At 51.7% G+C, this 25,235-nt stretch carries 15 protein-coding genes; 5 read left to right on the top strand and 10 right to left on the bottom strand.

The window, feature by feature from the left end:
- Positions 1-64: 64 nt before the first annotated feature.
- The 3 genes from CRP01_RS11825 to CRP01_RS11815 all read left to right on the top strand — a co-directional run bounded on the left by CRP01_RS11825 (position 65) and on the right by CRP01_RS11815 (position 4,468).
- A complete protein-coding gene (locus tag CRP01_RS11825; protein ID WP_222845716.1) occupies positions 65-1,063 on the top strand; it encodes an alpha/beta hydrolase in 999 nt (332 codons plus the stop codon).
- 232 nt (positions 1,064-1,295) lie between these two features.
- Complete coding sequence (locus CRP01_RS11820) at positions 1,296-3,500, top strand: ligand-binding sensor domain-containing protein (protein WP_099150469.1); 2,205 nt, start codon at positions 1,296-1,298, stop codon at positions 3,498-3,500.
- Positions 3,501-3,619: 119 nt separating this feature from the next.
- Complete coding sequence (locus CRP01_RS11815; protein ID WP_099150247.1) at positions 3,620-4,468, top strand: glycerophosphodiester phosphodiesterase; 849 nt, start codon at positions 3,620-3,622, stop codon at positions 4,466-4,468.
- Between the two features lie 57 nt (positions 4,469-4,525).
- Here CRP01_RS11815 and CRP01_RS11810 read toward each other — a convergent pair whose 3' ends face one another.
- From CRP01_RS11810 to pcaDC, 3 genes are all read right to left on the bottom strand, one after another.
- Positions 4,526-5,548, bottom strand: coding sequence for a hypothetical protein (locus CRP01_RS11810; RefSeq protein WP_099150246.1), 1,023 nt, complete (start codon positions 5,546-5,548; stop codon positions 4,526-4,528).
- A gap of 241 nt (positions 5,549-5,789) precedes the next feature.
- Entirely contained in the window at positions 5,790-6,989 is a 1,200-nt protein-coding gene (locus CRP01_RS11805) for a 4-hydroxybenzoate 3-monooxygenase (RefSeq protein ID WP_185154556.1), read from the bottom strand.
- The gene (gene pcaDC, locus CRP01_RS11800; RefSeq protein ID WP_099150245.1) at positions 6,986-8,122 is read right to left on the bottom strand and encodes a bifunctional 3-oxoadipate enol-lactonase/4-carboxymuconolactone decarboxylase PcaDC; all 1,137 of its coding nucleotides are present in this window, start codon (positions 8,120-8,122) and stop codon (positions 6,986-6,988) included. Before pcaDC ends, CRP01_RS11805 begins: the two co-directional genes overlap by 4 nt.
- 195 nt (positions 8,123-8,317) lie before the next feature.
- Between pcaDC and CRP01_RS11795 the strand changes: the two genes are divergently transcribed.
- On the top strand, positions 8,318-10,990 hold the full coding sequence (locus tag CRP01_RS11795; RefSeq protein ID WP_099150244.1) for a sialate O-acetylesterase: 2,673 nt from the start codon (positions 8,318-8,320) through the stop codon (positions 10,988-10,990).
- A 92-nt stretch (positions 10,991-11,082) separates the two neighbouring features.
- On the opposite strand, the gene CRP01_RS11790 is transcribed toward CRP01_RS11795, so the two are convergent.
- A complete protein-coding gene (locus CRP01_RS11790) occupies positions 11,083-13,110 on the bottom strand; it encodes a S9 family peptidase (protein WP_099150243.1) in 2,028 nt (675 codons plus the stop codon).
- A 116-nt stretch (positions 13,111-13,226) separates the two neighbouring features.
- Here CRP01_RS11790 and CRP01_RS11785 point away from each other — a divergent pair, with 116 nt between their 5' ends.
- Positions 13,227-14,576 carry a pectate lyase gene (locus CRP01_RS11785; RefSeq protein WP_099150242.1) on the top strand — a complete coding sequence of 450 codons (1,350 nt, stop codon included), beginning with the start codon at positions 13,227-13,229 and terminating at the stop codon, positions 14,574-14,576.
- A gap of 8 nt (positions 14,577-14,584) precedes the next feature.
- Here CRP01_RS11785 and CRP01_RS43420 read toward each other — a convergent pair whose 3' ends face one another.
- From CRP01_RS43420 to CRP01_RS11755, 6 genes are all read right to left on the bottom strand, one after another.
- Positions 14,585-14,872 carry a T9SS type A sorting domain-containing protein gene (locus tag CRP01_RS43420; RefSeq protein ID WP_099150467.1) on the bottom strand — a complete coding sequence of 96 codons (288 nt, stop codon included), beginning with the start codon at positions 14,870-14,872 and terminating at the stop codon, positions 14,585-14,587.
- Positions 14,842-15,612: a DUF1028 domain-containing protein gene (locus tag CRP01_RS11775; RefSeq protein ID WP_099150241.1), complete on the bottom strand. Its 771-nt coding sequence runs from the start codon at positions 15,610-15,612 to the stop codon at positions 14,842-14,844. Before CRP01_RS11775 ends, CRP01_RS43420 begins: the two co-directional genes overlap by 31 nt.
- Positions 15,613-15,759: 147 nt before the next feature.
- Positions 15,760-17,778: a glycoside hydrolase family 127 protein gene (locus tag CRP01_RS11770; protein ID WP_099150240.1), complete on the bottom strand. Its 2,019-nt coding sequence runs from the start codon at positions 17,776-17,778 to the stop codon at positions 15,760-15,762.
- Positions 17,779-17,840: 62 nt separating this feature from the next.
- Entirely contained in the window at positions 17,841-21,185 is a 3,345-nt protein-coding gene (locus CRP01_RS11765; protein WP_099150239.1) for a VCBS repeat-containing protein, read from the bottom strand.
- Positions 21,182-24,559, bottom strand: coding sequence for a VCBS repeat-containing protein (locus CRP01_RS11760; protein ID WP_222845714.1), 3,378 nt, complete (start codon positions 24,557-24,559; stop codon positions 21,182-21,184). Before CRP01_RS11760 ends, CRP01_RS11765 begins: the two co-directional genes overlap by 4 nt.
- The gene (locus tag CRP01_RS11755) at positions 24,552-25,148 is read right to left on the bottom strand and encodes a hypothetical protein (RefSeq protein ID WP_099150237.1); all 597 of its coding nucleotides are present in this window, start codon (positions 25,146-25,148) and stop codon (positions 24,552-24,554) included. Before CRP01_RS11755 ends, CRP01_RS11760 begins: the two co-directional genes overlap by 8 nt.
- Positions 25,149-25,235: the final 87 nt, after the last annotated feature.

Raw genomic sequence — 25,235 nt, 5'->3', positions numbered from 1 at the left:
TGTCTGGGTCTTTTGCCAGGAAATAATGCGTTGTAACCTCCTTAATGCCCAAAATTTAAGCATCATGAAATCCTCTTTCCCCGTTCGTTCGCTGCTGGTATTACTGCCCGTAATCCTCAGTTACTGTCTGGTGCTTTCCCCATCCTGTACTTCAAGCACGGCTTCCGGAGCTCCGGAGCCACCGGCAGGTTATGCGAATAATAACACGCTCAAGGTGGCCTACGCCACGGGTATGCTGAAGCTGATCGAGGATAAGCCGGAAGTACCGGCCAATATCAAAGTCAGCCGGGATCTGGTCTATAAGGTAACCCAGGAGAAAACCCTGAAGCTTGACATTTATCATCTCGATTCTCTCGACGGAGAGCGGCCGCTACTGGTCTTTATTCACGGAGGCTCCTGGAAAAAAGGGAATAAAGACGACTACCGGCGCTATCTCGTTGATTACGCGCAAAAAGGATACGTGACGGCCACTGTGGCCTACCGGTTTTCCCAGGAAGCTACTTTCCCCGCTGCATTTGACGATGTGGTCTGCGCCATTAAATGGTTGAAGAGCCGCGCGGCCGATTACCATATCGATCCCGAAAGGGTAGCGGTAATTGGGGGCTCGGCCGGTGGGCATCTGGCAATGATGGTGGGTTACCACGCAAGGGATGAGAACTACCAGGGAGAATGTGCAACCGATGAAACGGACGCCGGGGTTAAAGCTATCGTCAATCTTTACGGACCCGTAGACCTGACTACCGATTTTGCCATTAATCATCCTAGTGTGCAGCAACTGATCGGTATGGAATACTCCGGTGAGACCAAAAGTGCCTATAAGGCCTGTTCTCCGATCACGTTTATCACCCCCGATGATCCACCGACGCTTACCTTCCACGGCACGATCGATGATATTGTACCCATCGTGCAGGCCGATATGCTGGATGAAGCGCTCCGCAAAGAAAACATTGCGAGTTATTATCACCGGCTGGACGGTTGGCCCCATACCATGGACCTGAGTTTGAAGATCAACAATTATTGTCAGTACTATATGGACGAGTTTTTTCAGAAACACCTGGAATAAAACATTGAGAACACCACAGCTAAATTACTTTAAATCAATTTATTACAAACCGTAACCTGTTATCAGCATTTAACTACCGTATCCGAAGGGAAAGGTCCGCATAAACGCCCTAATTGATTTAAGTATAAACACCTTTTTTGTATTGAAATGTCGGCGCCGTACAGGTGCCAAAACACCTAAAACCTAACTTGTTTTGATCAGACTAGTATCTATTTTTGCGCTATGCGGCCTGATGGGGCTCCTGGGCTGCGGGGAGACCAATACCGAATCTGTCAGTTCAGAAAACCGTTCTCAGGAGATCCATCAGGATACACCCTTCATTCAGGATTACAGTATTAAGTACACGCTGGAACAGGAAGACACCAGGCCGTTACAGATCGCCAGCGATCGGAACGGCGCGATCCGGGTGCTTTCTACGGCCGGACTACTGCTACCCCGAAAAGGGCAGTTCCTCTATCCGGGAACCCTGGTGCCGGATACGCGCTACCGGACCAGTAAGCACAAGATCATCAGCGGGATCACCAGCTACGATCAACAATTGGTTTACGTAGACCAGCAGGCGGTTTACAGCAACGCCTGGGCCGGAAAGCTCTTTGATGAGCACGCTCTAAGTTCGCCCCGGCTGATCGCCGGCGGCCCAGATCTCAGTTTCCTGATCTCCGATGGCACCTCCCTGGAACTGCTGCAAAACGGCAACTCCATCTGGAAGGGAGAAGCTCCCGCCGGAACGGTTGAAGTGATCCGATTTGATCCCCAGACAGCCGCTTTTTGGGTACTCGGAGCGGATCGGGTCGATGTATTTTCGCCGGAATCGCAATCCTGGCGCCAGGTGTATACCGCACCGGATCTGACGGCGCTGGCAGTACTGGAGGACAAGCTCGTACTGGGAACTTCCGACGGCTTTCTCTACGTCGATAAATCCAACGGTGAGCCGATCGGAGCCATCCAGCGCCGCCTACCCGCAACGGACATCAGTTGTATTCGCGAGATTGACGGGCGGCTTTGGTTCGGATCCGATATGGGAGCATTTGCATTGCGTGAGGATGGTACATACGACTATTACCACGGGGAACGCTGGATACCGGGATCGGCCGTGATCGATATCACCGCCGGGCCGGAGCAAAGTGTTCTGATCCTCACGGATGAAGGACTGGCCCAGATCCATTTTGATACGATGACCCTGGAAGAAAAGGCCTCCTTTTACCAAGAGCAGGTGCGGGACCGGCATATCCGCCTGGGTTTCAACGCCAGCCTCAGCGGAATGAACGGAGGAGATATCACCACCGGTTACCTGAGTGATTCCGATAATGATGGCTTGTGGACCTCCATGTATCTGGGCGGAGAGGTTTTCCGGTATGCGGTCACCAAAGCACCGGATGCCCTACAGAATTGCCGGGAGTCACTTGAAGCCATGGAACGTTTGTTCACTATCAACAATGTGCCGGGTTTCCCTTCCCGCTCCTTCGAGCGCAGCGGTTACATCGAACAGCTTTCCGATCCCCACCGCTGGCAACCCACCGGTGATCCGGAATGGGACTGGAAATCTACGACCAGTAGCGACGAGGCCATCGGGCACATTTTCGTGTACGGAGCTATGGCCGAACTCGTGGACGATGAAGATCTGCAGCAGCGATCCATTGCGCTCATCGATACCCTGATGCAGCACGTGATCGATAATGATCTTTACCTCGTCGATTTTGACGGCAAACCGACCACCTGGGGGCGGTGGAACCCGGAATACGTGAATGCACGACCCAAAATGGTCGGTGACCGGAAGTTGAACGCGTCCAATCTGATCGCTATGCTGCAGACCGCCTACCATTTTACGGGCAAAGAAATCTATAAGGAAAAAGCGTTCGAGCTGATGGAAGAACACGAGTACCTCGATAACCTGATGCGTCCAATTAGTGAGATCGGCACCGCTCCCGAGGATGCCGACGACTGGAGTAAAATGCTTTCCGAAAACTGGAACCATTCCGACGATGAGATGTACTTCCTCGGTTATTGGGGCCTGTACCGGTACGCCTTTAACGATACCCTACAGGCGATGTACAAGGACGCCATCATTGATCACTGGGAAGCCGAACGTCCCGAAAAGGAAGGCGCCTGGAACCTGTTCACCGCCATGACCGGAACGGATAGTTTCGATCTTGCGGAAGCCGTTTGGTACTTACAGGAATATCCGCTGGATCTCATTACCTGGACGATGAACAACAGTCACCGCAAGGATATTGATCTCCTGGAGCCCAATTTTCGGCAACAGTTCACTGAAGCGGTGCTGCCTCCGGATGAACTGCGGATTTCCCGCCACAATGCCAATCGTTTTACGCTGGATGGCGGCAACGACGGGCGTTCGGAGTACAGTGCGGGAGATATCTGGCTGTTGCCGTACTGGCTGGGGCGTTATCTTGGGGTGATCAGTCCGGCGGCGGGTTAGATTTCTTATGCTCAAAGCACTACCAGCTGGGATAAATCTGGCAGGTCCTGCTTTTCATTAAATTCAGTTTGCCGGAATTTTCCGTTAGCTTAGCGGCCTAAACGCGAAACCAATTAAATATGACATCAAAAGTATGCTGGGCCGGCCTGGCCGCCCTTTTTTTGCTGGCAAGTTGCGGAAATATGGATACGAACAATGAATCAACAGCTGAAGCACCGGAAGCGGCACCCGTGCAGGTGATCGCCCACCGGGGTGGTGCCAAACTGGCTCCGGAGAACACGCTGGCGGCTATCCGTCAGGCCGTAGAACTCGGTGTGGATATGATCGAGATCGACGTTATCCTTTCCAAGGATGGCGAAGTTATCGTCATCCACGACGATAAGATCGACCGGACCACGGACGGAGAAGGCATTGTCAAGGAAATGACGCTCGAGGAGATCCGGCAGTACGATGCCGGTAGCTGGTTTGACGCCCGTTTTGCCGGTGAGAAAGTGCCGACGCTGGATGAGGTATTCGAAGCCATTGACGGTCGTACCATTCTCCTGATCGAGATCAAAGACGGAGACGAAGCCTATCCCGGTCTGGAAAAGAAAGTGGTTGACGCTATTCACCGATTTGATGCCGGTGATTGGGTGGTCGTGCAGTCTTTTAACCAAAAATCCGTCCTTCGCACCCGGGAGATGGATCCATCACTGATCACTTACTATCTGATGGGAAAGAATTTTGCAGACTTCTACGAAGAACTGGCCTCGGAAAGCACCAGTAGTACACCATTGCCTTATAACGGCATTGCGGTCCACTTTTCGGGTATCGACGCAGAGCGGGCCAAGAAAGTGCACGATACGGGCTACAAATTGCTCGTCTGGACGGTAAATGAAGAGGAAGATATGGAAAAGATGATGACGGCGGGTGTAGACGGGATCATTACCGACCGTCCGGATCAGTTGAAGCAACTGATGAAAGAATAGATGAGGTAGGAAGTGCCGCCGGAAGATGATACCTTCATTCCCAGCGGCACTTATCGTTTAATACCAGTTCTCCGTAAATCTGATCCCTTCGGCGTTCTCAAAATAGGTATCGAGATAGGCGATCATTTCCTCCCGTGAAGACCGCTTCAGCATTTTCATATTCTGCACGGTGCGGTACATATCTTCTTTATGAGCTTGCAGCATCTCGATGGCCTCACCCAATTCGTTCTCCTGTTGTTCAAAACCCAGATAGACCCGGTCGAAGCGGGAGGTCTGGCCAAAACGGGATGCCATCAATAGATAGGGTGCATCCACCAGACCGGCAAAATCAAAGTCGTAGGGTACCGGCAGTACCTTTTGGTCTTTCTCCACATATTTGATGTTCTTGGAGTGGGTGATCCCCCAGTCTGTATTGCCGATCAAATATTGGAACATTCCCACCAGACGGGTGTATTCCAGCTCGTATTTCTCCTGCTCCACAATTCTCAGTTCTTCGATCTTATCCGCACCGATCCGCGCCCGGAGTTGGGCGGTATCCTCGATCAAAAATCCCATTTGCTTTTTCCGCTTACCGGTTTGGCTATCCTCATAGGTAATATTGACCAATTGTACCCGGTAACTGATGTCCGTCAGTTGATTGAACATCCGGTAAGTCAGGTATTCCTTGAGCAATAATTCTTTAGCGGCCTGATAATCGTCGATACAGTGGGTGACCAGTTTAAAATCATCGAAATCCGCCAGTCCCGCTGCGCGAAGATCGCCCTTTTTGAAGTTGAGTTTGAGCGGCGGCGTTTCGTTGCATTTCTGACGGCGGAAATTTCCGCGGGTGCTGATCTTGATCTGCCAGTCCTGCTTGGTACCAGTTTCATCCTTGAAATTGATCTCTGCGGGATAGTCTTCTTCACCGCGTCGATCGTTGAATACCTCATCTAGGTCGAAAGTCAATTTTACGTCGATCACTTCCTGGTAATTCCAAAGATCAAAAATGCCTTTATCGGGTAAGTTATCATTAGCGAATGCCGTCTGACCGAAAGTCAGGGTCAGCATCAGCACTAACAAGAACCAGTTCGTTTTTTTCATATTCCAATTTGTCGTCATAGCGTTCTATTTACTTTTAGAACATTGATTTGAGTACTAATGGGACACAAAGATGAGGGAAAAGTTGTCAATAAAGTGTAAAAAATACACTTATTAACCCTGAATGGTCAATGCTGGAAAAATAGTGGTCAAAATAGCACCACTAATCAGTACCGATGAAATGGAAAATTGAAACTAAACTGGTGGAAAGTGCTCTTTGAACTGGCTCCTGAAATTGATAAAATTAGAGCTTTCCGAAGGCCTCAAATGGCAAACCCACATAATTTTCGGCCAGGGTAGTGGCGTAGTTTTCGGATAAGCGGATGTAATCGAAGCGGGCTTTTTGCAGCCGATATTTAAAGGAACCGTGTTCACTTTGCTTATGAAAAAGCTGGGTCATAAAATTGGAAAAATCCTGTGCCCGCCAGATCCGGTGCAGAGCGGTGGAAGAGTAACGATCCAGTCCGTCCAGGGAATTGTTCCGGTAGAAATCGACTAATCCATCCACCAGATGTTTGACATCGGCAATAGCCAGGTTCATGCCCTTGCCTCCGGTTGGCGGCACGATATGGGCCGCATCCCCCGCCAAAAATAAACGACCGGATTGCATATTATCGATCATATAGCTACGCATGGGTGTGATCCCCTTTTCGAAGATCGGGCCGGACTGGAGCTGCCAGCCATCGGTCCCGAGGCGAATGGCCAATTCTTCCCAGATACGGTCGTCGGACCAGTTTTCCAGATCTTCCTGTTCGTCCACCTGAATGTAGAGGCGGCTGACGCTTTCAGATCGCAGACTGTGCAGGGCGAAACCCCGTTCGTGGTATGCATAGATCAGTTCATCCGTGGAAGGGGCAACGTTGGCCAGAATACCCAACCAGCCAAAAGGGTATGAGATGGTGTACTCCCGGTAGCTGTCTTTCGGCAGGACCTGCCTGCCGATGCCGTGAAATCCATCACAGGCCGCAACGAAATCACAATGGATCACCCCTTTTCCTTCCTGCTCATTTTCAAAATAGATCTTGGGTTGATCGGTCGCAAAATCCTGAATATCCGTTGCTGCAGTTTCAAAATAGAGCTCCTGACCAGCTTCCAGCCAGGCACCGGTGAGGTCTTTGATGACCTCCTGCTGCCCGTAGATCGTAATGTTACGTCCTCCGGTCAGTTCACCGAAAGGCACCCGGATACGCATACCATCGAAACTAAGATAAACGCCATGGTGAGTATATCCCTCCCGTTCCAGCCTTTCGGCCAGTCCCAGTGATCGAAGAATATCCACGGTGTTTTGCTCCAGCAGTCCGGCCCGCACCCGGCCTTCAACGTATTCCCGGCTGCGATGCTCCAGAATCACTGCGTGAATGCCGTGTTGCTTTAGCCAGTGGGCCAGTATAAGTCCGGCGGGGCCTGCACCAATGATCCCTACCTGCGTTTTTATCGTTTTCATATCTGATCCATTAGATTCATTTCCTGCAATACTTCCTGAGCCGTTTTAAAGGCTTCGTTGGCTGCGGGTAAACCACAGTACAATCCGGAATGCAGGATGAGTTCCCGGATTTCTCGCACGCTTACCCCGTTGTGAATGGCCGCACGAATGTGCATGCGGAATTCAGCCTGCCGGTTAAGCGCGATCAACATCGCCAGCGTGATCATACTGCGCCGGGGTTTGTCCAAATCCGGTCGCGTCCAGATCTCGCCCCAGGCGTAATGACTGATGAAATGCTGGAAATCGCCATTGAAACTATTCATTCCAGCACCGGCCCGGTCTACATGGGCGTCACCGAGCACCGTCCGTCGCACGTGCATGCCCCGGTCAAATACCGATGGCCCGACCAAAAAGCGGATCAGCAGTTCCGCCAGCGCAGCGGGCTGCTCCATACTGGTGATGTGTTTCACCGGTAAAACTTCCATTTCGGCGTCCGGAAGGTGTTCTACCAGAAAGCGGGCATCCTTTACCATGGTTACGGGATCCTTACTACCGGTCACAACCAAAGTTTTCACTGTGATCCGGTCCAGTTGGTCCCGATAGTCCGCGTCCCGGATGGCTGCACAACAGTTGATATATCCTGTAACGTTGTTTTGTAAAAATCGCTCCTCAATATGGCGCATCTTTTCCGGGTGATCTTTCCGAAATTCTTCGGTAAACCAGATCCTCATGCTATTGTCCAGGATAGCCGGCATGCCCTCTTCCTTCAGTAAGCGGATTCGGTCATTCCAGGCAGCTTCCGTACCGATCCGGGCGGCCGTATTGCAGAGCACCAGATGTTCCAGGCGATCCGTGTGATGAATGCCCAGCCACTGACCGATCAGGCCGCCCATGGAAAGGCCGCAAAAAGAGAATTTTTCAATGCCGAGTTCATCCAGCAAATCGATGATATCCCCGCCGAGCTGATCCATTGTGTAAGGCGCCTCTGTGATCTCACTTTGCCCCATCCCCCGCGTGTCGTAGCGTAATATGCGAAAATAGGGTAGGAGATACGGGACTACCTTATCCCACATACTGAGATCGGTGCCCAGGGAATTGGAGAATACCAGTACCGGACTATTCGGAGTACCTTCCAGAGTAAAGTGTATTGGCATACGAAGTGGATTGGAATTGAATGAAAATGATCGATCAGAACCGCTCACCCGTTAATTAAATAAAAATCGCGCTGACTATTGCAATTTGTCCCGGCTTAAAGCGAAGGAACGGAAAAAATCTGCTCATTCCTTGGCCACTGCTTTGAATTTTCAGACCTTGAATGAGAAAAACAACAACAACAAACGAAAGACCTAATGTACAAGTGGAAATTTTATCTATTGCTCAGTGCCCTCTGCTGCGCCAGTCTCAACCTGCACGCTGATATTCGGCTACCACGTCTAATCTCCGACGGACTCGTACTCCAACGCGACACCCCGCTCAAGATCTGGGGATGGGCGGATCCCGGCGAAAAGATCAAACTATCATTCCGGGGAAAGAACTACCGAACTACCGCCGATGCGGCCGGAGACTGGTCCGTGCCCTTAGCCGCACAGCCGGCCGGCGGTCCTTACGAAATGACGATCAGTGGGAATAATGAATTGCAGGTCCGGGATATTCTCTTCGGGGATGTCTGGATCTGTAGCGGCCAGTCCAACATGGTCCTCCCCATGGAACGAGTTAAGGAGAATTACCCGGAAGAGGTTCGATCCGCAAATTACCCGCAGATCCGCAATTTTTTTATTGCGACCGCTACCAATCTGGATGGTCCCGCCCCGGATCTTTCGTCCGGTAGTTGGAAAATGGCAAAGGGGGAAGATGTACTGGGCTTTTCCGCAACGGCCTATTTTTTCGCAAAGCATATCTACGATCGTTATCAGGTCCCGATCGGACTGATCAATGCCAGTGTCGGCGGTACACCGATCGAAGCCTGGATCGGCGAATCCGGTCTGCAGGAATTCCCAAATCTGATGTCGACCGTGCAGCAAAATCAGGATCAGGCTTATATCGACTCTATTAATAACCTGCCGCGCAATCGAATGCGTACTTCGGAAGATGCCGGTCTGGCTGCATCACCCAAATGGTTTGAAGAGGGCTACAAGCCGATCGACTGGCATCCGATCAATGTACCCGGTTACTTCGAGGACCAGGGCCTGCGGGATTTCAACGGCGTGGTCTGGTACTGGAAGGAGATCGATATTCCGCAGGAAATGGCGGGGGCAGAAGCCAAGTTATTCCTGGGACGGATCGTAGATGCCGATTTCGCCTACGTCAACGGTACCCAGGTGGGCAATATCACCTACCAATATCCTCCGCGGCGTTATACCATTCCGGCCGGCGTACTAAAAGCCGGTAAAAACACCATCACCGTCCGGGTGCTCAACTACGGCAATAAAGGAGGCTTTGTACCGGATAAACCTTATTTCCTGACGGCCAACGGTCGGGATATCGATCTGAAAGGCACCTGGCACTACCGGGTAGGTGAGGTTTTTCCTCCCGTCCAAAGAAGTGGTGGCAACTTTTCCCGGCAGAACCAGCCGACGGCACTATTCAACGCCATGATCGCTCCGCTGCAGCCTGTGCGGGTCAAAGGCTGGCTTTGGTACCAGGGAGAGAGCAACAGCGGGAACCCGCGGCCCTATTACGATCTCCTGCCGGCACTGATCGCCAACTGGCGTAAGCTATGGGATCAGGGACCACTTCCTTTCCTGTACGTGCAACTGACCAATTTTATGGAAGTAGACTATCTGCCGGTGGAAAGCAATTGGGCGGTACTGCGCGATGCCCAGCTTCAGGGATTGCAGGTGCCCAATACAGCGATGGCCGTAGCCATCGATATCGGAGAATGGAACGATATTCACCCTCTCAACAAACAGGACGTGGGCGTTCGACTCGCACTGGGCGCCCGAAAGCTTGCTTACGGAGAGCAGGATCTGGTACATTCCGGACCTTTGTTGGAAACGTTTCGCGTAGATGGGGACCGGATCGTTCTCCAGTTCAAAGCCAACGATAGCGACCTGGCCCTTTCCAAAGGTGATAAGCCGGCCCATTTTGCTATTGCCGGAGCCGACCGGCATTTTGTGTGGGCAGATGCGGAAATTACCGGAGCCCATGAGATTACCGTTCGAAAGGAAGGCATTGAACACCCCGAATTCGTGCGCTACGCCTGGGCGGATAACCCGCGTTTCGCTAACCTGATCAATGAGGCGGGGCTACCGGCTTCGCCCTTTCAGGTATCCGTTTTCCCGGGAGTTGATGAAATAGCCTGGAACGGGAAAAAATGCGCAGTTTCCCTCACCTACGATGATGCACTGAATGTACACCTGGATAATGCCATCCCATTACTTGATTCCCTACGTCTCAAGGGCACCTTTTACCTTACGGCTTCCTCTCCGGCCGGTTCTGGAAGGATCGAGGATTGGCGCAGGGCCGCCGCTGATGGACACGAGCTGGGCAACCATACGCTTTTTCACCCCTGTGATGCCAGCCGACCGGGTATGTCCTGGGTGAGGCCGGAATACGATCTGAGCACGTATTCGCTTGATAGGATCACCAGGGAATTAAGAATGACCAATGCCTATCTGGAAGCGATCGACGGCCGGCAGGATCGTACCTTTGCCTTTACCTGTGGCCACAAGGCGGTCGCGGAGGGTACCTTTATTCAGGAAATGGAGCACGAATTCCTGGCGGCCCGGGCGGTCCGCCACGAAATGCATCCTATCGAAGAAGTGGATCTCATGGATGTAGACTGCTACAGTATCAACGGTCAGAGCGGAGAGGAGCTGATTCAGTTGGTGCAAAAGGCGGAAGCCGAGGGCACTTTACTGGTCTTCCTGTTTCACGGGGTAGGAGGAGAGCACAATCTGAACGTATCGTTGGAAGCACACCGGACCTTGCTACGGTACCTCAAAGAACGGGAAAGTGAGATCTGGGTGGCGCCCATGCGGGACATTGCCAAACATGTGCAGCATTTCCAACAGGCGAAATAGAGAAAAAATATCGCGTTAGGTGCAGCCTCTACAGTATTGCACCTAACGCGATCCGTCACTCATGAAAGGAAATGAGTCGGTTGATCACCATCCTAACGGTCCCGTCCTTTCACATCCAATTTGGTGTCTAATTGTACAGACTCGTCGTTTTTCAGGTATTTGTCAAACCAGCGAAGCATCCGCAGGCTATAGTCCAGACGAGCGGTAGCATTGCGATTGCCGTGCCCTTCTCCCGGATACAGGATCAAACGTACCGGTGTTTCGGTCCGGGTTTTGATGTGTCGGTAAAGCTCGATCGACTGGCCGGGATGGACCCGGGTATCTTCCTTACCCGCCATGATCAACAGTGGTGTTTTGGTCTGATCGGCGTAAAAGATAGGACTGCGTTCCAGGAAAAACTGGTAATCATCGTATACCCGTTTGCGGGCGTGCACGTGGTAGAGTTCTTCGGGAATATCACTGGTTCCCCACTTCGAAATATTATTGCTGATCCCGACGAACATCACGCCGGCAGCAAAGCGGTCGGTGTATTTAGTGGATAACCATCCGGTCGCATAGCCACCGTAGGATCCACCGGTTACGCCCACCTTATCGCCGTCGACGAGGCCGCGTTCGATCAGGTAGTCCACGCCGTCGACGATGTCGTCAAATTCCTTTCCGGCCAGGTCTCCCTGGCTCGATTTGGCAAATTGCTCTCCGCGCCCGGTGCTACCCCGGTAATTCGGATAAAAGACAACATAGCCCTTCGCGGCGGCCATTTGCCCGGGCATGGAATAGGCCGTCAGCCAGCCATTATCATAATGTGATTCCGGGCCACCGTGCACCACCGTGATCATCGGATAGCGCTGTCCCTCGCGGTAATCAAGAGGATAAATAACCAATCCCTCGATTTCCTGACCGTCCCGGGCTTTATACGAGACCATTTCCTGTTTGCCAAGCTGCTTTTCTTCCATCCATTGATTCAGATGGGTCAGACGTTTGGGCTTTTCGTCTCCCCGGTGGTAAACGAACAATTCACCGGGATAACGGGCACTGGAAGCGGTAAATACAATGGTGCCCTTTCCGGCGCGGGCAAATGAATTAATGATCATTTCGTCTCCGGGAGCAATGATCTGTTCGAGATCATCGCCGTCGGGTTCGATCGTGCCCAGTACGGAATGTACCCCCTGGCTGGCCAGATACGTCAGTTCATCGTTATCCGACCACATGACTTCCTCAAACATTCCGAGATATTCCGGTTGCAGGTTTTTCGGTGCTTTTCCGAAATCTTCCGCCAGTAATAATCTTCCGGCGATCGGATCATTAATGTCCGCCGCGGCGATCATGGCCAGTTCTTTTCCATTTGGACTAAAAGCAAAATCCCCGAGTTTACCTTCGTGGACGATCTTTTGGATCACCTTCAGGTTCTCAGCATCCACAATGTGGATCACCTGCTTCATATAGAAATCATCCACCAGAGAAGTTGGAGCAGCTGCGATAGCCATCCGTTCTCCGTCATCGCTCCACTCCAGGTGGGATATACTGCCGGGAACACTGATGGCGCGTATCTTTTCACTTTCTACATCCGCCACGTAGGCCCGTGACAACGAAAGGCCTTCCTCGTAGATCTCCGGTTCGTAGGGTAATGCGGGTTCGGACTTTTCGGCTGCTTCCTCCGATGGATCTTCGTTCGCATAAAAAGCGATATGACGTCCGTCGGGAGACCAGCGATAACCGGATATGGAATTTTTATAGGTATACAGGGCTTGGGCTTCGCCTCCATTTAGAGAGATCTCGTACAGGCGGGTATTTTCATCACCCTCTCTTTTGGCCAGGAAAGTAATGCTGGGGTGACCGGGGCGAAAAGCGATATTCCGGACCGTCCCACTGGTCACCATCGGCACCGAAACGCCATTCTCCAGATTGACCACATACAGGCGGTAAGATGCGGGTTTATTTTCTTTCATCGGATCGGCCGGGACGCTTACAGTGTAAGCCGCCAATTCACCGTCTTCATGGAGGATTACCTGACCGACAGACTGGATCTTCGCGACATCCATCGGACTGATTCCGGCCGTATTCTGGGCCGTCAACGCAAAGGTCTGGATCAGGAACAGCAAAAGGATTAATACATTCTTCATATTCGACTGGATTTGGTTAAGGATTTATTTATCAAAGGTTTACACAACAAACAACAAAGAAATACCGGGCCTTTGTTCAATTTGGTTCCCGGCCTCCGCATCACAAAAAGCAAGCTATGAATAGATCTGCCCTACTGATTACCGTATTACTCGCATCGTTTAGCCTGGCATCCGCCCAGAGCACTGTACGAATGCAAGGCAAGGACCTACGCTCAGCCGCCCGGGAAAGCCTAAAAAAAGGGATTAACTTTTTTCAAAGCCTGGCCATTGAAGGTGGTTACGTTTACCATTACACTTTGGATGGGAAGGAAAAATGGGGAGAAGGTAAAACCGATGACCGGACAATTGAAGTGCAACCGCCCGGTACCCCGGCAGTTGGGATGAGTATGCTGCGGGCCTATCGCGCTACCGGGGAACCTGCTTTCCTGGAGGGAGCGGAGGGAGCGGCCAATGGTTTAATTAAAGGACAAAATGAGCTCGGTGGCTGGGACCATAAGATCTATTTCGATCGCCCTAAAGGGAATAAAGTGAGCTTTGATGATAACCAAACCCAGAGCGCCATTAGCTTATTGATGGCGCTGGACCAGGAGATCGATCGTCCGGAACTCAGCCAGGCTGTTGAAAAGGCGCTGAAAATGATGGTCCTGACCCAGCTGGACAACGGAGGCTGGCCCCATAAGTATCCGATACAGGGGAACTATCACGACTACGCGACCTTCAATGATCACGGTATCAATGACTGCATTCGGGTGATGATCGAAGCCGATACTTATTATGAGCAGCCGACCTACGAGCAAAGTCTGGAAAAGGTAGCCCGCTTTATGCTGATCTCCCAACTGCCACCACCGCAACCCGGCTGGGCGCAGCAGTACAATGAATATCTACAACCCGCCTGGGCCCGCTCCTTTGAACCACCCGCGGTATGTCCGTCGGCCACCATCAATAACCTACACAGTCTGATGGACCTCTACGCCCATACCGGGCAGCGGGTGTACCTGGAGGCGATCCCGGATGCCATCCGCTGGCTGAAGGCGTCGCAATTGCCGAACGGCAAATGGGGGAGATTTCTGGAGCTGGGCACCAATAAGGCACTCTACTACGATCGTGGGCGCATCCGGGTAGATTCGCTTCACCAGCTTTCCCTCGAACGGCGTACCGGTTATGGCTATGAGGTTGATCTTACAGGGGCACTGAAAGCCGTGGAAACCCGTTTTCTGGAAATTAGCAAAGACCGTAAATACCAGCAGGCGGGGATCAGCGATGAGCAATTGCAGGAGATGGTAGCGAAGATCATAAGTGCTCAGGATGATCAAGGCCGCTGGATCGTACATAACGATCGCTTCCGGGAGGAGATCGCCGTAACGGAGTGGAACGGTGAATACCGCACCGCCGACCGTATTTCCAGCCGCTTATTCAACTATAATGTCAATATACTTTGTGAATACCTGGAACGAACTGCCCGGTAAATCCCTTTTTAGTTCTTTGTGAATCTCAGAAGATGCTGCCGTCGGTTTTGGTCTGTAACCAGGGCAATAAACAGGCCTGAAGGCAGGGAGCTGATGTCGACACTGGTCTGGTTGGCAGGCGCAAAAGTCTGGTGTAGCTGAAGTTGTCCCAGGTAGTTAAAAAGCTGTATCTGTATTATATCTCCGTTTTCTACGGAAATGGATAAATTTTCCCGTGACGGATTGGGGAAGAGCCGGACCGTAACAACTTCCCGTACCGGAGCGACTAAGGAAGTCGGGAATTGTTGATCAAACAGATCCTCTGGAGGGCATCAATGGGTTCTTTCCCGAAATTCACTTCGGAGACATTGAGGTCCAGGGAGATATTATTTACCGGATCATCCGGACGGGCAACCCGGAGAAAGGCCGACGTGGAAGTGGTGCCCCGGGAAAGGCAACGCGCATCTGCACCCGGGATCTTTGCTCCCTGCATGGCTGCCATCAGTTTTTCGGCCAGGCTTCCGCTGGTATTCAGGAAGCGTTCTTCCATCTGGATTAATACTTCCGGTCCGATCAGTATATTTCCCTGAATACTGTAATTAAGTCCGGTAATGTGCCCTTTATAATCATCGGCTAAACTCCCGGTAAAGGCTGCCGCCCGTGGATTACCGTCCGTCCCAAGATCGACAATGCCGTATTGCCGGAAGCGGGGATCGAAATTTCGCGCTTCGCAGGCATCATTGGCGATCAGCCAGTCGATGATCTCGTTGGGAGCATCGCCCTGCTGCATGCGTGTGATCGCATTATTCAGGTTGACATTGGGATTGACACAGATCCAGGCCTGAGCGTTTACACCGCCACGACCGGGTATGAGCCGATTGATGATGCGGACGCCGCCAAAAGACCCGGCCCCGTCCACGCAGGAAGCGCCGGCGACCCCGACTTCTCCGGTTTCGGGATCTACGGCCACGATAGAGAAGGTATCCTGGGAATAAACCACTACAGAGAGCAAAAACAATAGTGGCAACAGGACGGATCGAAGCAAAACTGGTATCATCTGGATCGGATATCTAAAAATGTTTTCTATAGCATTAAACGATCAAACAAGAAATAATGACGCCCCTCCTGACACCCCACACCTCGCACCTGACACCTCCCACCTGACACCTCCCACCAAAAAAGAAAGGGCGTCATTATGATCAGGTTACATCGCCGCCGGCAACCAAACCTTCATCTTGCCAATTCCCCGATTGGACCAGGCGTAGTAGGGGATAGCCTTAAAGCTGCCCTGATCGCTCTCAGCTTCCAGTACATTTACGCCCTCCAACAAGGTTGGATCCCAGTTGACCTGAAAAGTTTCGTCCGCACCCACCGCAACGGCATTAAAACTACCGGGGTTATCGATGGATTCTACCGCATAAACGATCGGCCCGTACTCCAAGGCGACTTTCCCCTGATCTTCCGCCACCAGCTCACTGGCTTTCACCTGCCGTACTTCCAGCGGGAATTCAATGGTGATCGTCGTTGTTCCTTCCCATTTACGGTCTAAAGAGACATAACCCGCCTCGGGAGCGTATTCAATGGCTTCACCGTTGACCGCCAGACTGGGAGAAGCAGTAGGATTGTTTACGTACTGGTAAAGGTCACTGGGTAGCACTTCACCCCGGGCCCAGCCCGGCATCCGCAGTTTCAGATCCATATCCACCGCATCGCTAGTGGTTACCTGGATCGTTACCTTGCCGTCCCAGGGGTAATTCGTTGTTTGACTGATCTGCACGTTCTGGCCGTTGAGGTCTACTTCGGCCTCACTGCCTACATAGAGGTTGACGTAGAGGTCATTGGCTTCCTTGGCGTAGATCAGCCCCTGCACCGCCGGCAAAAAGCGGATGAGGTTGGATGGACAACAGGAGCAGTCAAACCAGGATTTCCGTGTACAGGCGCCCTGATTGAATTTGTACTCACCGTCCGATTCGAGGGCATTGGGATAGAAGAATTTCTCTCCATCCAGCGATAGTCCGGAGATGAGGCCGTTGTAGAGGGTCCTTTCGATGACATCGTAGTACTTGTGATCCCCGTAGAGCATGAAAAGCCGGTGATTCCAGTACACATCACCGATGGAGGCACAGGTCTCATTATAGGCCGTAGCATTGGGCAATTCGTAGTTGTCTCCAAAAGATTCGCCTTCGTGGCGGGCTCCGATCCCTCCGGTGATGTACATCTTTTTCGAGACCATATTGTCCCAGAGTTTATCAACCGCAGCGGCGTAGCCGGAATCCTGGTAGATCGCCGCAATATCCGTCATGCCGGCGTACATATATACGGCGCGTACGGCGTGGCCGACGACTTCATCCTGTTCCACCACCGGCAGATGATCCTGGGCGTAGGGACCGAAATTGGAACGGCCTGATGAATAATCTCCGCGGGTATCTAGAAAATAACGGGCCAGTTCGAGGTAATCCTCATTTTTGGTGATCCGATAGAGCTTGATCAAACCGGTTTCAATGATCTGGTGGCCGGGTACGGTCTCGATCTTGCCGGGCCCAAAAGTCTGGACCATGAGATCGGCGTTTTTCAGGGCGATGTCGAGAAAGTTGCGTTTCCCGGTAGCCTGGTAATGCACGGCGGCCGCTTCAAAAAGGTGACCGGCATTATACAGCTCATGGCTCATTTCCAGTGATTCCCAGCGTTTGCCGTCTACCACCTTTACCCATTCAGCGGGTGGTTTGGCCGGGTCGATGGTCCGCCAGGTCGTCAGATAGCCGTCGTCTTCCTGGCCGATTTCTATGATCCTGATCAGGGAGTCCAGTAAGACCTGAAGTTCTTCATTGGGAGAACTGATCAGGGAATTGGAGGCTCCTTCAATGATCTTGTAGACATCGGTATCATCAAAGGGCATGTATCCGCGGACATCGCCTTCCATTTCGCCGCCCGCGATCAGGAAGTTTTCGAATCGTCCTTCTTCTGTGCATTTCTCCAGGGCAAACTCAATCGTTTTTTCCTGTACCCGCTGGACAATGGGCAGCCAGAAAGCATCGGTTAGCTTTACGTGCCGGATATCTACCGGTTGGATGGGATAATCGTGGAGCCGGCTATCTTCCTCTGCAACCGGCGATTCTTCAACGGCTTGCTGACAGGCATTCAGGCTAAACAGCAATCCAAAGGAAAGGAAGATCCAGGCATTACCTGTTGCCTTCCGTAAATTCAGTTGTTTCAGACTGATCATTGTATTTTGATTTATTGAATAATGGGAAAGGAGGCGATAGTCAAAAATTAGCGACAACGAGATTACAGATCATGATCCTCACTACTTTCCGGGAGATCGGCCGATATATTACCTTCTACCGTCATTTTCCGTTGCTTGCTTTGACTTTGCCACACTTCCAGTTTGTCATTATTTTTAGCCACCAGTATCCAGTGGTCATTTTGCAGGTCCAGACCCCGGATCTTTCGCACCGATCCGGTAACGGCCAGGCCGCTCTCGCCCGGGGGCAGCGCACGAAATTGCCCATTTCCCGCTCCCAGCAGGCAGAACCCGGTAGATGCCTTCTGATTGCCGATGGAGGGCGGATTCACTTCGGTATTGCCCATGGCCAGCACGTCGGTCAGCTGGTCGCCATTGAGGTCGGCGGTATAGAATGCAAAGATGGGAGCCGTCTGGCTTTCGGCCGGTAGGGCCTGCATGATGTAGCCATCTGCTCCCTGGTTAATCAATACTACCGACTCAAAGGTCTCAGCGTACAGGATTTCCGCGGTATTCAGGTCCGCTTCCGAAAAAGTCTGATCCAGGGTATGTTTAGCATAAAGGTGATAATCATTGAACCGCAGGCGGATCACCGGTATTTGTTTTTTGACCGCATCCAGACCGTGGTATAACCATTCTTTTCCCTGACGGTAATGCGTAAGCATTGGATCGGACTGCCCGTTATTATCCCAATCTTTGACGATCAGGCGGACCGGCTCGGAGGAACTGGGATGCAGGGGGCTGTTCAATCCATAGTTGCCCACCAGAAAATCCAGATCGCCATCCCAGTCAATATCCACCGGATGGATCGTATTCCACCAGCCGTGAGTATTTTCCAAAGCTTCCAGGCTTAGTTCCTCGTCCTGAAAACGAAGGATACTGATGGGCATAAATTCTCCAACCACGAGTAGTTGTTGCGCTTTTTCGTCCCAGGAGGCATCCGTGATCATTCCAATGGACCGAAGCGCACTGGTCTTTTCCGAGCGGTCCGCTGCAAACCGGCCGTTGCCGCGGTTCCAAAGCAAGTAGGCATCCGGTAAATACCCATAGTTGCCCACCACTGAACGATTACCGATGAACAGGTCGGTAAAACCATCCCGGTTGAAATCAGCGGCTACCACACAGGCGCCATTGGCCGTGATTGCCGGGATCTGGGTTGAGCGGGAAAAATTCCCCAGTCCATCGTTGAGATACAAACGGTCGGCATTGAGATCGCCTACATATTGTCCGCCGCCACTGACGACGTACAGATCCGGATCACCATCCGCATCTGCATCGAAAAAGACCGCGTCAATATCCTCCCTGGCCTCATCCTCCATAAACGGTTCAGGTATACGCTCCACAAACCGTCTGGAGCGCTCATCCTGAAAAAAGAGCCGGCCGGACTGGCCCGCTGCTCCTCCGATAAATACATCCTCGGCACCATCACCATTCAGATCCGCAACCAGCAGAGGCGGTCCTTCCCGGGAAATTTCGTGGGGTAATAACAGCTCCCGGTCAAAATCCGTAAAATTATTTTCCAGATGACTGAACTCCAGACCACGATGGTCCGCTATTTTTTGCAATAGGTTGTTTGTGTTAACCAATGGCCGGGAGCCATTAGTGGATGCCTCGTATTGCAGGCTAACAGGTTGCCCGGGACTCAGTGTGCGTATCGTTTGTGATCTCCCATCCGGCCAGCGTACGATCAGGCTGTCCGGTTGGTGGGTGCCTAATCCGAAAACGGCCGAATAATCCGAGGAAGATAACCAGCCGCGCACCGGATATACTTCCTGCATAAGTTTTTGATCCGGCAGAAAAAGTTCCAAGCGCGTTCCGATACCCCGGGGATTTTTTTCCGGCCCCTCCAGCTTAACCGTCAGGTGCTGATTGGGACTAATTTGGTCGGTATTATTCCGGTATAAGGTCGCGGGAGCGTTCAGGTTGTTGATGATCAGGTCCAGGTCTCCGTCATTATCCAGATCCCCGTAAGCCGACCCCATGGAGTAGGCCTGCAGGTCCAGGCCCCATTGCTCAGAGACATTTTCCATTTGCAAGCCGCCTCTATTGCGGTAAGCATAGTTTGCGGCCCGGCCATCCGGCATTTTGGAAACCAGTTCGAGGGCCGACAAGCGCTGTTGATTGCCTTCGTGAAAGGTGTAATTGATGTAGTCCAGATCATTGGGGCGCCGGTAAATACCGTTGGTAATATGGAGATCTTTATGGGTGTCGTTATCCAGATCGGCCAGTAATACCGACCAGCTCCAGTCCGTGGCCTCAACGCCCAGTTGCTGGGCAACTTCCGTGAAGGGGACCATGCCGGAGGCCGTCGTTCCCTGGTTCAGATGGAGCATATTACGTGGGTACTGCTCGTGGTAGCCGAAACTCAGTTTATAATTGTAAACATCATACGGATCTGCGCCGGAAGACTGCTTGCGGATCACTTCATCTTCGGGTTTCATATCCAAACTCATGATGTCCAGCCAGCCGTTATTATTGAGGTCCGCCATATCACTACCCATGGAGAAGGTGCTGCAGTAGGGGAGTAGAGATCGGATCTGTTCGCGGAAAGTGCCATCACACTGGTTGAGATACAGATAATCGTTCTCGTGAAAATCATTGGAAACATAAATATCCGGACAACCATTATTATCTACATCACCCAGGCTAACCGAAAGGCCATAACCCATGGCACTGCTGTAGATGCCCGCCTCTTTACTTGCATCTTTGAAAACTCCTCCGTCGTTGCGCATGAGACGATCGCCGGCCAGCGGATCCGGGCGATCCCGCTTGGCGGTTTTTACGTAAACGTCCAGTTCGTGAAGCGAATGATTGAGTAGATAGGCATCGAGGTCGCCGTCCCGGTCATAATCAAAGAAGACCGTTTGCTGGGCGAAGGTGCGGAAGTCGAGGCCGTAAGTCCGGGACTGCTCTGAAAATGTACCGTCCTGATTATTGATGAAAAGCAAATTGTGACCGTCCAGATGACTGGTGTTGCTCACCTGATTAACGTATAGGTCCAGCCAGCCGTCGTGATTGATATCTACCATGGACAAACCGGTCGTCCAGTACCGCTTGCCGATCCATCCCTGGACACCGGCTTTTTCCGTTACATCTTCAAATTTCAGGTCTCCTTTATTGAGGAAGAGGCGATTGGATCCCTGGTTTGACCCCAGGTAGATATCAACCAGTCCGTCATTATTTATATCACCGAGGGCAACTCCGCCGCCATTGTAGGCGTACAGATACTGATTGATATTGAAACTATCGGTTTCAACCACGAGATTGGTGAAATCGACTCCGGTCTGTGCCCCGGGTAGAGCGGTAAAAAGCTTTTCCCGACTGCGGCAGCTCCACAGGCTTAGCGCAATGAATCCGCTACACACCAAAACCGTAGGCCATTTGATCATTGGGCAGTAATTAAACGGTTTGCCTTAATCGTTTCCAGTGCCTGCACTCTGGCGTTATTGGTACCCACCAAAATTAATTCTTTGGTTCCAATACGGAAGGGACGCAGATCCCGAACCTGTCCTTCGAGTTTCAAACCGATGGCCGCATTGGCAACCGGCCGGAAGGTGCCATCGCCACGCCCGAGCAGGCAGGTCCCGAAACTTGCGTCATAGGGTCCGACCTCCGGTTTTACTTCCAATAAATTCCCTCCCAGCAGAAGATCGGGAATGCCGTCGGTATTCAGATCCGTAATGTGAATGGCGTATACCGGTGCAACCTGAGCCTCCAGAGGAAGAGCTTCCAGGTGAAAATGACCGTTACCGTCGTTAATGGCTACTGCGGACTGCAGAAAATTTGCCGAGTGGACGAGGGCACCGGCCAGCTGGTCTTTTGAGAAGATATCCTCGATCTTTTTGAGTTTGTAATCCTCGTATTTCAGGAACTGCTTCTTTAATCCCGGCATTTGCGTTGTCAGATCGTGCCGCAGCGTTAAGGGATAGGCATCCGCTCCGTTGTAGGTACAGATCACCTGTTCGATCGTTCCGTTCTGGTCAAAATCATTCACGTAACAACTCACTGGTTTTTCCGAAGATGCTTCGAAGCGGCTGTTCAATCCGTGATTGCCCAGTACCAGATCTGAGTCCCCATCGCCATCCAGATCCGCTACGGCTACGGTATTCCACCAGCCGCGGTATTGGTCCAGACCGGCGGCTTCGGTCATTCGGGAAAATTGCCCATTCTGGTTCCGGAATATTTCAACCTGCATCCATTCCCCCACAACGATAAGGTCCGGCCAGTCGTCGCCATCGATATCGGTCCAGGCGGCATCCGTGATCAGGCCGATCTCCTGTAGTCCGGGGGCGATCTCACTGGAAACTTCCGTAAAATCGCCCTGACCGTCATTTTCTAATAGGTAGCCGTTCTGTGGTATACCGATCATCCGGTCCTTGAGTCGAATCCCTACGAACAGGTCCATGTCACCATCTTTATCGAAATCGGCAGCAGTGACATTGGAAGTACTTTCGAATTGGGAAACGGGTAATAGCTGGGGTGATTTAGTGAAATTTCCGCGACCGTCGTTGAGATACAGCCGATCGGAGAGGGCCGATGAGCTGGATACATATTCATTGCCACCGCTAGCCACGTAAAGGTCCTGGTCGCCGTCGTTATCCGCATCGAAAAACAGGGCATCTACGTCCTCACAGCGTCGATCGGCATCCAGAGTGGCCGATGCCAGGGCGGAAAGTCTGCCGTCGGCATTTTGTAGGTAAAGCTTTCCGGCCGCATCTTTTGCACCGCAGAGAAATAGATCTTCCCGACCGTCGCCGTTGATATCCGCAACCGCTATTTTCGGTCCCTGCGTTGACAGCATATGGAATAACATGCCGTTGCGATCAAAATCACTGAATTCATTTTCCCGATGCAGGAGCGAATCCGGTAGGGTAGTGGTCCTATCCTGAAAGGCAAAGTCAGGTGCGGTCCAAGATTCATCCCGGTCATCAGCTATTGTATCCGGTCCATCGGCCGCGTTGAGGTACAAAGTCTGGTTTAGGGGCATCTGGGTCAGGACTTTTTCCCGTCCGTCCGGCCAGAAAACCACCAGACTGTCTATCGGCTCGGTACTGGTGGAACCATAGGTCAGTACATCGTCGACGGAAGACTGAAATCCCCGAACCGTCACCTGTTCCAGCCAGTGGCTTTCACCCCGGTGCCGGATCAATACCCGGGCACCAATAGCCTGGGTGTTTTTATCCGGTCCCCGCAGTTTGATCTTCAGATAGGACCGTTCGGGATCTATTTGCCGGCTTTGATTTTGGTACACAAAAGCCGGCATGTTTACGTTATTGACGATCAGGTCCAGATCCCCGTCGTTGTCCAGATCACCGTAGGCTACACCGTTCGAAAATCCGGGCACTTCCAGTCCCCATTCCCGGGTTTTATCCGTAAACAGCACCTCTTTACTGCCGGCGTAAGCAACATTGGAGATGGGTTGCGACGGTATGATGTCAATAAGCTTCTGGTAATTGACGCCCTCCCCGGAGATAACACTCTCGATGACGACGTCACTCGAAATGTAACGGAGGTAATCCTGGTTGAGAATATCTTTATAAACCCCATTGGTAATGTAGAGATCTTTGTGACCGTCCAGGTCAAGATCGGCCAGGAGTGCACCCCAACTCCAATCGCTGGCTTCCACTCCGCGCAGCCGGCCCTGTTCGGTAAAAGCGATATCCTGGAGGGTATCAAAAGGACCGCTGTTAATATGGAGCATATTCCGGGTGAACTGATGGTGGTAGCCATACCGGTGGTTGAACCGGTATTTGGCCCAATTCTCAAAGGTCATGGAAGTTTTGAGTCTCGCTTCGTCTTTCGGGAGCATTTCGGTCACGAATACCTCGGGGTATCCGTCGTCGTTCAGATCGGCGATATCCACGCCCATGGAGGCCATGCTGGTCGATCGCATCTGCTGGGTGAGTTGCTCGCTGAATGTGCCGTCCCGATTATTCATGTAGATGTAATCCCGTTCAAAGAAGTCATTACACACGTAGATATCCAGCCAACCGTCGCCGTTGAGATCCGAAGTCAGAATACCCAGCCCAAAGCCGATGATACTGCCGTAAATGCCGGCGGAATCACTGACATTGTAAAAATGTCCATCTCGGTTTTCGTATAACTTATCTCCATTGACTGGATCACGGATCACCCGTTCGTTGTTTTTCAGGTTGAAAGAACTGATCGGGCGGAAGGAGTTATTGAGAACGTAGGCATCGAGATCGCCGTCCTGATCATAATCGAAAAAAGCGGTTTGGGTCGTCAATCCCTCATCGGCCAGTCCGTAGCTTTCGGCTTCAGAGGTAAAAGTTAGATCGCCCTGGTTGATGAACAGTTCATTTTGTTTATCGTCGCCCTCCACATCTCCGGAATTGGAGACATAGATATCCAACAGACCATCTCCGTTAATGTCCACCATCACCACGCCGGTCGACCAGGCATGGGTGCCGGCTACCCCGGCGCGATCCGTAATGTTTTCAAAGCGGAAGTCGCCTTTATTGAGATAGAGTTGATTGGCCCCCTGATTGGAAGTAAAGTAAATGTCGGGCAGGCTGTCATTATTGATGTCACCGATCGCTACACCACCTCCGTTGTAAAAATTGCGGTAAGTATAAATATTGAAGTCCTTATCGTAGGTAATGGTATTTTCAAAGTCAATTCCCGTCGTCTTTGCCCCCATTAGCGTAAAAAGCGTATCCGGATTACCTTCCGGGCTTTTCGTTCCGCAGGAAGATAACAACATACCGAAAAAACACACTAACCGCCAAGACGTTCTACTCATCTTCATTAGGCTTTCTTGATTTCAGATCCTGATACCAGAGGTTGATCATCTGACCGCTAATATCCGGATAAATAGTGATGCGCCGGTTTCCCCGGATCTTTACGTAGATATCCTCCTTGTAAAAGACCGGGCTCTCAATCCGCGTATGTCCGGCACCGTACCATTTATCCGACAGGGCCAGGACGTCCAGGAGGAGGCTGTCCGTTTCAAAAATACCATCCCTAAAGACGGCATTGTCGTAATATACGGAAGCATTCATTCCGGTGATGGTATCGTTCGTAAACTCCGGATAAAAATTAATCGCTGCCGGATAGTCCATTTCTTCGGGTAGCTTACATTCTACCCAAATGAGATTGCGTTGTCCGCCCTGTTTGAATTTCCCCTGGAGGTTCATCTCGTAACAGTGGTCACGAAACTCCTGATTGCTCATGCCAAAACGAATGCCAAAGAACAGATCATCAAAGCGCTCATTCCTGGCTAGTTCTTTCTTTTCCAGTCGCTTGTATCGCCGTTCCGGCGAGTCACACCCGATGAAGATCATTACAAGTATTAACAGACCGGCAACAATAGCCTCTCGGTACGTGTCCATATCAGTTTTACTTAGTTACCTGTTCTATAGCCGGGGTTAGCGGTCGACCGGGAAACCAGATCATATTGAAAAGGGTAGGGGACGCTC

The sequence above is a fragment of the Flavilitoribacter nigricans DSM 23189 = NBRC 102662 genome (assembly GCF_002646595.1).
GTDB lineage: Bacteria > Bacteroidota > Bacteroidia > Chitinophagales > Saprospiraceae > Flavilitoribacter > Flavilitoribacter nigricans.
The sequence above is the reverse complement of the archived record's forward strand: the minus strand, read 5'-3'. Positions and strand labels throughout refer to the sequence as shown.

Excerpts from the sequence above, each read along its gene's own strand:
- CRP01_RS11825 (WP_222845716.1), top strand. The coding sequence starts at position 65 with ATGAAATCCTCTTTCCCCGTTCGTTCGCTGCTGGTATTACTGCCCGTA.
- CRP01_RS11820 (WP_099150469.1), top strand. The coding sequence starts at position 1,296 with ATGGGGCTCCTGGGCTGCGGGGAGACCAATACCGAATCTGTCAGTTCA.
- CRP01_RS11815 (WP_099150247.1), top strand. The coding sequence starts at position 3,620 with ATGACATCAAAAGTATGCTGGGCCGGCCTGGCCGCCCTTTTTTTGCTG.
- CRP01_RS11810 (WP_099150246.1), bottom strand. The coding sequence starts at position 5,548 with ATGAAAAAAACGAACTGGTTCTTGTTAGTGCTGATGCTGACCCTGACT.
- CRP01_RS11805 (WP_185154556.1), bottom strand. The coding sequence starts at position 6,989 with ATGAAAACGATAAAAACGCAGGTAGGGATCATTGGTGCAGGCCCCGCC.
- pcaDC (WP_099150245.1), bottom strand. The coding sequence starts at position 8,122 with ATGCCAATACACTTTACTCTGGAAGGTACTCCGAATAGTCCGGTACTG.
- CRP01_RS11795 (WP_099150244.1), top strand. The coding sequence starts at position 8,318 with ATGTACAAGTGGAAATTTTATCTATTGCTCAGTGCCCTCTGCTGCGCC.
- CRP01_RS11790 (WP_099150243.1), bottom strand. The coding sequence starts at position 13,110 with ATGAAGAATGTATTAATCCTTTTGCTGTTCCTGATCCAGACCTTTGCG.
- CRP01_RS11785 (WP_099150242.1), top strand. The coding sequence starts at position 13,227 with ATGAATAGATCTGCCCTACTGATTACCGTATTACTCGCATCGTTTAGC.
- CRP01_RS11775 (WP_099150241.1), bottom strand. The coding sequence starts at position 15,612 with ATGATACCAGTTTTGCTTCGATCCGTCCTGTTGCCACTATTGTTTTTG.
- CRP01_RS11770 (WP_099150240.1), bottom strand. The coding sequence starts at position 17,778 with ATGATCAGTCTGAAACAACTGAATTTACGGAAGGCAACAGGTAATGCC.
- CRP01_RS11765 (WP_099150239.1), bottom strand. The coding sequence starts at position 21,185 with ATGATCAAATGGCCTACGGTTTTGGTGTGTAGCGGATTCATTGCGCTA.
- CRP01_RS11760 (WP_222845714.1), bottom strand. The coding sequence starts at position 24,559 with ATGAGTAGAACGTCTTGGCGGTTAGTGTGTTTTTTCGGTATGTTGTTA.
- CRP01_RS11755 (WP_099150237.1), bottom strand. The coding sequence starts at position 25,148 with ATGGACACGTACCGAGAGGCTATTGTTGCCGGTCTGTTAATACTTGTA.